This window comes from Gracilibacillus thailandensis, assembly GCF_010994055.1.
Lineage (GTDB): Bacteria > Bacillota > Bacilli > Bacillales > Amphibacillaceae > Gracilibacillus > Gracilibacillus lacisalsi.
On the sequence record NZ_WJID01000059.1, the window covers coordinates 23,664 to 29,678 of the forward strand.

Here is a 6,015-nt window from a genome sequence, read left to right on the forward strand (position 1 = left end):
TCCTTTTTTACATAGAATTCATATAATCAAACATCGGTAGCATTAAAGCTAAGTAGACAAAGACAATAAATATAGCTAAAATGCTAAGTAAAAGTGGTTGCAAAAAACTTATCCACTTTTTTAAGTAACTTTCGATTGATAAAATGAGATGTTCCGCGTATAGGTGGAGTTCTTTTTGAAGTTGGTCTTGATTTCGATCTTTCGACATGATTTGGGAAAGTTGACCTTGTAACAATTGACATTGGGGTAATATCGTAGAATAGTCATATCCTTGTGCTAAATGATCATTAATCAATGAAGCATAATAATAAATGAAATCGGCTTTTTGTTCGGATTTAATCACTTCTAAGCTATCTTTAATGGTGAGTCCACTAGTTAACATGCTGGAAAGGTGAGTAACAAACAAATAAGTAATTTGCATTCGCTTATATTTGTTGTAAATCGGGACTCGGATAATAAGTTGGACCTTTGATTCGATCGTTAGCATTTGTTTCATCGTGATGCTGCAAATGGTTAGAAAAATGACTAATAAAAAAGCTGTGATCGTACCATAATATATCATGTTGATAGCTATTTCAGCATTTTGAAAAACACTGTTCATGTTCGTATTGGCGCCGAGTAATTGTGAAAAGGATGGAAAGATCGAATGTTTCATAAAGTAAAGAATCAATAGAAAGAAAAGGAAGAGAAAAAGTGGATAACGTGAAAGTTTGTTTAGTTTCGCTAGAAATTCTTTTCGTTGCTTCAGCATTTGACAACAGTGCTGTAACCCTTCTGAAAGATTTCCGTGTTGGATGGATATATTTAAGAAACTAATGATCACTGGGTTAAATTTTACTTGTTCTAACGTTTCAATAAAAGTTTCTCCGCGTTGTAATGCTAATTTGATCGTAGTCACAATCGTTGTGTATTGTTTGTCCCACATTAAAACATCCAAAGCATCATTAAGACTGTACCCATGGTGAAATAATTGCTCGAAACGATGAAGTATCTGGTATTGATCGTTTGTGGAAAGATTTTGCTTCCACTTAAAGATCTTTGATAAAACCATAAGCATAGGCTTTTCTCCTTAAATGATCAAAACGAAATAGATCAATATATGGTTCTTTCTGAAGAATTTTACGAATTTGCTGTTCTTCCAAAATCTCTAATATTGCTGCTCGTTGATTAGGTCGTTTGATTAAATCAAGAGATACTAACTGCATGGAAGCCACTGCAACGAGACTATGCTCCATATCTATTGGTTTAATCCCCATTTCAAGCAGTCGATGAATAGTACCCTGTGCACTTTTGGCATGTAACGTTGATAAAACTAAATGCCCTGTGTTTGAAGCGCGGAAAGCAAATTTCGCAGTTTTTTGATCTCTAATTTCTCCAACCATAATAATATCTGGATCATGTCGTAATGCCGCTTTTAAACCCGCATCGTAAGTCATACCCGCTTTTTCATTAATTTGCACTTGCAACACGTTATCTAATGGTTTTTCAATTGGATCTTCTAATGTTATTGTCTGATAATAGTTTGCTTCCATAAATGCCTTGATTATTGCATATAAGGTTGTTGTCTTTCCTGATCCGGTAGCACCTGTAAGTAAAATCAGTCCAGATTGAAAATGTAACCAACGTTGAATGATTTGAAGTTGTTGCGGAAACAAAAATAATTGATCCAAGGAATAGATATTTTGTTGGGGTAAGATGCGGATAGCTAGGCTTTCTAAGTTATTAGCAGGTAATGTCGATAGACGCAATGAGTAAGCTTGACCTTGGTATTGATAGTGGATTGCTCCTTGCTGCGGAGTTCTATTTTCACCTATATCCATTTTTCCTGTGAACTTATAATAGGCAATGATCATCATATATTGCTTCTTTGCTAAAGAAGTATGAAAGGTTCGTTTACCATTACAACGAAAAAAGATCTGGATATCTTCAGTTTGGGGAACGAAGTGGATATCTGAAGCTTGAGCCTCGATAGCAGCCTGGAGAATTCGATTGGAAATGGCTGAAGCTTTATTCAAATAATTATTCACCTCCATTTTTTATCATGGTACAATACTTATATTCGACAGCAATTGGTTAATTCCTGCAAAATATAAAAAATTTCAGAAAAAATTTGGAGGACGTGAAGATGAAAAGTATTTATTTAGTCGGTTTTATGGGGAGTGGGAAAACAAGCATTGCAACCTATCTGCAATCTGCATTAAAGTGGTCAGTGCAAGATACTGATCAAATGATCGAGGAACATTATCAAATGAATATACCAACCATTTTTAAAGAAAAAGGGGAAGAAACGTTCAGGGAATACGAAACCAATATTTTACATATGACGAATGATCAAAATACGATTGTCGCTACAGGTGGGGGAATTATTGAAAAGGAAGTGAATCGTAAATGGTTACAATCAAATGGGACAGTTGTTTTTCTACAAACGTCCTGGGAGGAGATAGAACGACGATTAAGGGATGATGTTTCACGTCCGATCTGGAATAATCAATCACGTGATAAACAACAGCTACTGGAAAAACGATTACCTAAGTATCTCGAAGTAGCAGATTACGTCATTGATACAGATGGGAAAAATGTAGAAGCGATTGCAGCTGAGATCCTTTCAAAAATAAACGTATAAAATAATGATTGTTGGAAAAAATGACAGTAAAATGATAAAGGTGTGATTCTGTTGGCCAACAATGATTATGTCAAATACATGACGCAAAGAATTGTGAAGTATATGGATACACCGAAAGATGAACGGAAAAAACTTAAAGAAGCAAGAAAACAACAGGAAATAGCGTACTCCAATAAGTGGTTCGGTGTACTTCCATTTGCGTTCCGATTACTGATTCAGAAAAGAAAAGACTAAAACACCAGTAGTGCTATTGGTGTTTTAGTCTTTTATAATGGCCTGACTCGACTTCTCCGTAAGATAAAAGAGCCCAGCATTAATAATCTCAATCTCTATACGAGGCTCTAGACGTTCTGTCAGCCTTTCTTTTTCTTTTTCAAGTATTTCTTTATTTTCCTCCTGTTGATGAAAGAAGTAGTCCAGTAACTGAATCTCCTCACGCAAAGCTTTTTTAGATTCCTCGACCCATTGCATATCTTCTTCTAATAAAGAATGTTCCAAATAATGAAAAATCCTATTGAACCCACTTGCTGGTTTAATTATTGGTGAGATTGTAAAACTATAATCACTCATCCTAAGATCCATTGTAAATGTATCTAGGTGTTTCATCATATTAGCTTTCATCATCCCATTAATTAATTGGAGGCCTATCGAATGAATCGATTCTTTCTTTTGTTTGCCACGATAATGTACCATAATATTAGTAACTAACCAAGGATGTAATGGTGTTTTAATATCTCCACTTGTTTCTTCATATAGGATCGTAAAGCGGGCATTCTGCTTAATATGATGAAATATTTGCTGAAGACGCGGACTACCAAAATGGATCCATTCTTTTTTATTATCTTTCTTTTTAGTGCTAGTATCCAAATACAAGGACATCGGTTCACCGATTCGTCCGATTTTGTCCATATAATGCCAATAAAAGGGGCGGTTCATTAATACCTGATCCAGTTCACGTGTTAGTTTTATCGTCATTTCTGTATTATTTTCTGTAATAACGTCACAATCATGAAGGGTAAAGTATTGATGTAAGAAATCATGTAAATTAGTAATCATAGTAAATGCTCCTTGGCTTCATTGTCTTCTTGGTAGGATTGAATGACAGATGTTAAATTATCTAATTTGATTTTAGACTCACCAACAGATCTAGATTCTTCAAAAATCTGTTCCACTTCTCGCTCTATATTTGGAAGGTTTAAATCACTTAGAATTTGTTCTAGGTGACCAATCACATTCTCGAACAGTTGAATTTTATTGTATAACAAATTCATGACATGTTCTTCGACCGTATTTTTCAAAGCGAAATTATATATTTTTACATCATTTTCCTGACCGAAGCGGTGAATTCGTCCGATTCTTTGTTCAAGACGCATAGGATTCCAAGGCAGGTCATAGTTAATTAAACGATGACAGAATTGAAGGTTAATACCTTCACCTGCTGCTTCTGTTGCAATCATTACTTGTGCGTGATTTTGAAATAACTGGCGCATCCAATCCTTTTTCCCTTTTTTAAAGCCACCTCGATAAATGACAGCTGGAATTTTTTCTTGTTGTAAAAGCCACTGTAAATAAATTTGTGTAGCTCGGTATTCTGTAAATACAATAAATTTTTCATCTGATGATTTGATTAACTCTACTAATTTTAATGCTTTAGCATGATGTGGCAGTTGCTCAATGGCTGCTAATAAATCTTTTACTTCTGGCAAGTCAATGTTTTCCTGTTGCTGTATCCATTTTTTTATCGAAAGGTAACATGCTTCCCTAGAACTACAGAATTCTCTTACATACGTGATCGATGATATAGCAGTGTTATGTTTAAAAAATTGTTCAACCTGATGGTAAGTTTCCAGTTCCTGATCAGTAAAAGGCACCCAAATGGTTTCGATTTCTCGTTTTGTCCAATGAACACCTGTATCTGATCTACGGTTACGGACCATTACTTTACTAATTAATTGTTTCAAATACGGATCTTCATCCACTTTTCGTTTTTGTTCCCGGTATTGTTGGATAAAATCTTCATAAGTTCCAAGGTAACCTGGTTTTAATAGACTGATTAAATTAAAGATATCAGTTAATTTATTTTGAACAGGTGTAGCGGTTAATAACAAGCAATATTTTTTCGATAATTGTTGGACAAATTGAAAATTTTTTGTTTTATGGTTTTTTAATTTGTGTGCCTCATCAACAATAACAAAGTCATAGTCCTGTTCAAGAATTGCTTGGCGATGTCTAGCAGATTTAGCGGTATCTAATGTACTAATAAGGATATTAGTATTTTGCCAATCAACTCTTTTTCCTGATGTTACTGCAGGGATTAAAAATTTCTGATTCAACTCCAATGCCCATTGATTAACTAGGGAAGCAGGAACTAAGATAAGCACTTTTTGAACTAAACCTCTTAACATATATTCTTTTAAAATCAAACCAGCTTCAATTGTTTTCCCTAAGCCTACCTCATCAGCTAACAAGGCTCTACCATTCATATGTTGAATTACTTTTTCGGCACATTCTATTTGATGAGGTAAAAATTCTAAATGAGGTAAAAAATTAGGTGCGACAAGATCTTTGAAACTAGGGATTTTCATGGTTTCTGCAATTTGATATGATTGCTTAAATAATTGCCAATCTGCTAACTGAGACGGGGTTTTAATTGCTTCTTCATACTCTTCTATAAATGTTTCATCTCTTGAAATTGGTATACTCATAACACCCATCCTATCGTTAATACATTTGTACTGTTATTGTGGTCAGATTAGCGAGAGTTATACATTTCTAATCGAATCAATTATTACATATATAATAAAAATGTTTAGAAGTGACCATTTCTTAATCGAAAAATACATAGTGGCTGTTTTGAAATGAATCAAGTAATACTTACCACCAGATACATACTGCGTAGTAATGAAAATTCCGTTTAGTGACTTTCTTCCATTCTTTCCATAAGGAGTGCTGGGATACCGCTCCGGCAGAATACTGCGCTTTCCGTGGGCTCGGCTTCAGCTAACTTTGCAAAGTGGATCTTCAGCTCTCGCTGTCCCACAGGAGTCTCCGTATTCTGCCTACGCTGTTTTTGTTCTCTGATTATAGAATAAAATCAACTCATGGAACAAAAATATCTACAGTACTAACCATTTTAGCATAGTTGCACCCAATACTACATATGGTGAAGAAATCGACTGGTTGATTTCTGATTAGTGTTGTGAAGCATATCTTAACGAAGGGCGCCCACTTTCACTCCTGTGGGAATTGTTTGACCTGAAGATCCACTTTTTCGAGCGGTTTTGGCTCGAAAAAGTTAGCTGAAGGGCAAACCCCACGGAAAGGGAAGTGGGCAGCCGGAGTGGTAGTTATCATCACAATATATGTCAAAATTATCTCTTAATGCAGTGCGA

6 protein-coding genes are annotated in these 6,015 nt (G+C 35.1%); 2 read left to right on the forward strand and 4 right to left on the reverse strand.

Features of this window, described 5'->3' with window-relative positions; translation table 11 throughout:
* Positions 1 to 7: 7 nt before the first annotated feature.
* Together comGB and comGA are read right to left on the reverse strand one after the other, a co-directional pair.
* Positions 8 to 1,057, reverse strand: coding sequence for a competence type IV pilus assembly protein ComGB (gene comGB, locus GH715_RS16425; protein ID WP_153835887.1), 1,050 nt, complete (start codon positions 1,055 to 1,057; stop codon positions 8 to 10).
* Entirely contained in the window at positions 1,029 to 2,015 is a 987-nt protein-coding gene (gene comGA, locus GH715_RS16430) for a competence type IV pilus ATPase ComGA (RefSeq protein ID WP_153835886.1), read from the reverse strand. The genes comGB and comGA overlap by 29 nt, the downstream gene beginning before the upstream one ends.
* 110 nt (positions 2,016 to 2,125) lie before the next feature.
* Here comGA and GH715_RS16435 point away from each other — a divergent pair, with 110 nt between their 5' ends.
* Positions 2,126 to 2,623, forward strand: a complete 498-nt coding sequence (locus GH715_RS16435; RefSeq protein WP_153835885.1) for a shikimate kinase — start codon at positions 2,126 to 2,128, stop codon at positions 2,621 to 2,623.
* A gap of 51 nt (positions 2,624 to 2,674) precedes the next feature.
* Positions 2,675 to 2,857, forward strand: a complete 183-nt coding sequence (locus GH715_RS16440) for a YqzE family protein (RefSeq protein WP_018933835.1) — start codon at positions 2,675 to 2,677, stop codon at positions 2,855 to 2,857.
* 24 nt (positions 2,858 to 2,881) lie between these two features.
* On the opposite strand, the gene GH715_RS16445 is transcribed toward GH715_RS16440, so the two are convergent.
* Together GH715_RS16445 and GH715_RS16450 are read right to left on the reverse strand one after the other, a co-directional pair.
* Positions 2,882 to 3,679, reverse strand: coding sequence for a YqhG family protein (locus tag GH715_RS16445; protein WP_153835884.1), 798 nt, complete (start codon positions 3,677 to 3,679; stop codon positions 2,882 to 2,884).
* Complete coding sequence (locus tag GH715_RS16450) at positions 3,676 to 5,328, reverse strand: DEAD/DEAH box helicase (protein WP_153835883.1); 1,653 nt, start codon at positions 5,326 to 5,328, stop codon at positions 3,676 to 3,678. The genes GH715_RS16445 and GH715_RS16450 overlap by 4 nt, the downstream gene beginning before the upstream one ends.
* Positions 5,329 to 6,015 lie beyond the last annotated feature (687 nt).

Coding starts and splice junctions, on each gene's coding strand:
- comGB (WP_153835887.1), bottom strand. CDS start 1,057: ATGCTTATGGTTTTATCAAAGATCTTTAAGTGGAAGCAAAATCTTTCC.
- GH715_RS16435 (WP_153835885.1), top strand. CDS start 2,126: ATGAAAAGTATTTATTTAGTCGGTTTTATGGGGAGTGGGAAAACAAGC.
- GH715_RS16445 (WP_153835884.1), bottom strand. CDS start 3,679: ATGATTACTAATTTACATGATTTCTTACATCAATACTTTACCCTTCAT.
- GH715_RS16450 (WP_153835883.1), bottom strand. CDS start 5,328: ATGAGTATACCAATTTCAAGAGATGAAACATTTATAGAAGAGTATGAA.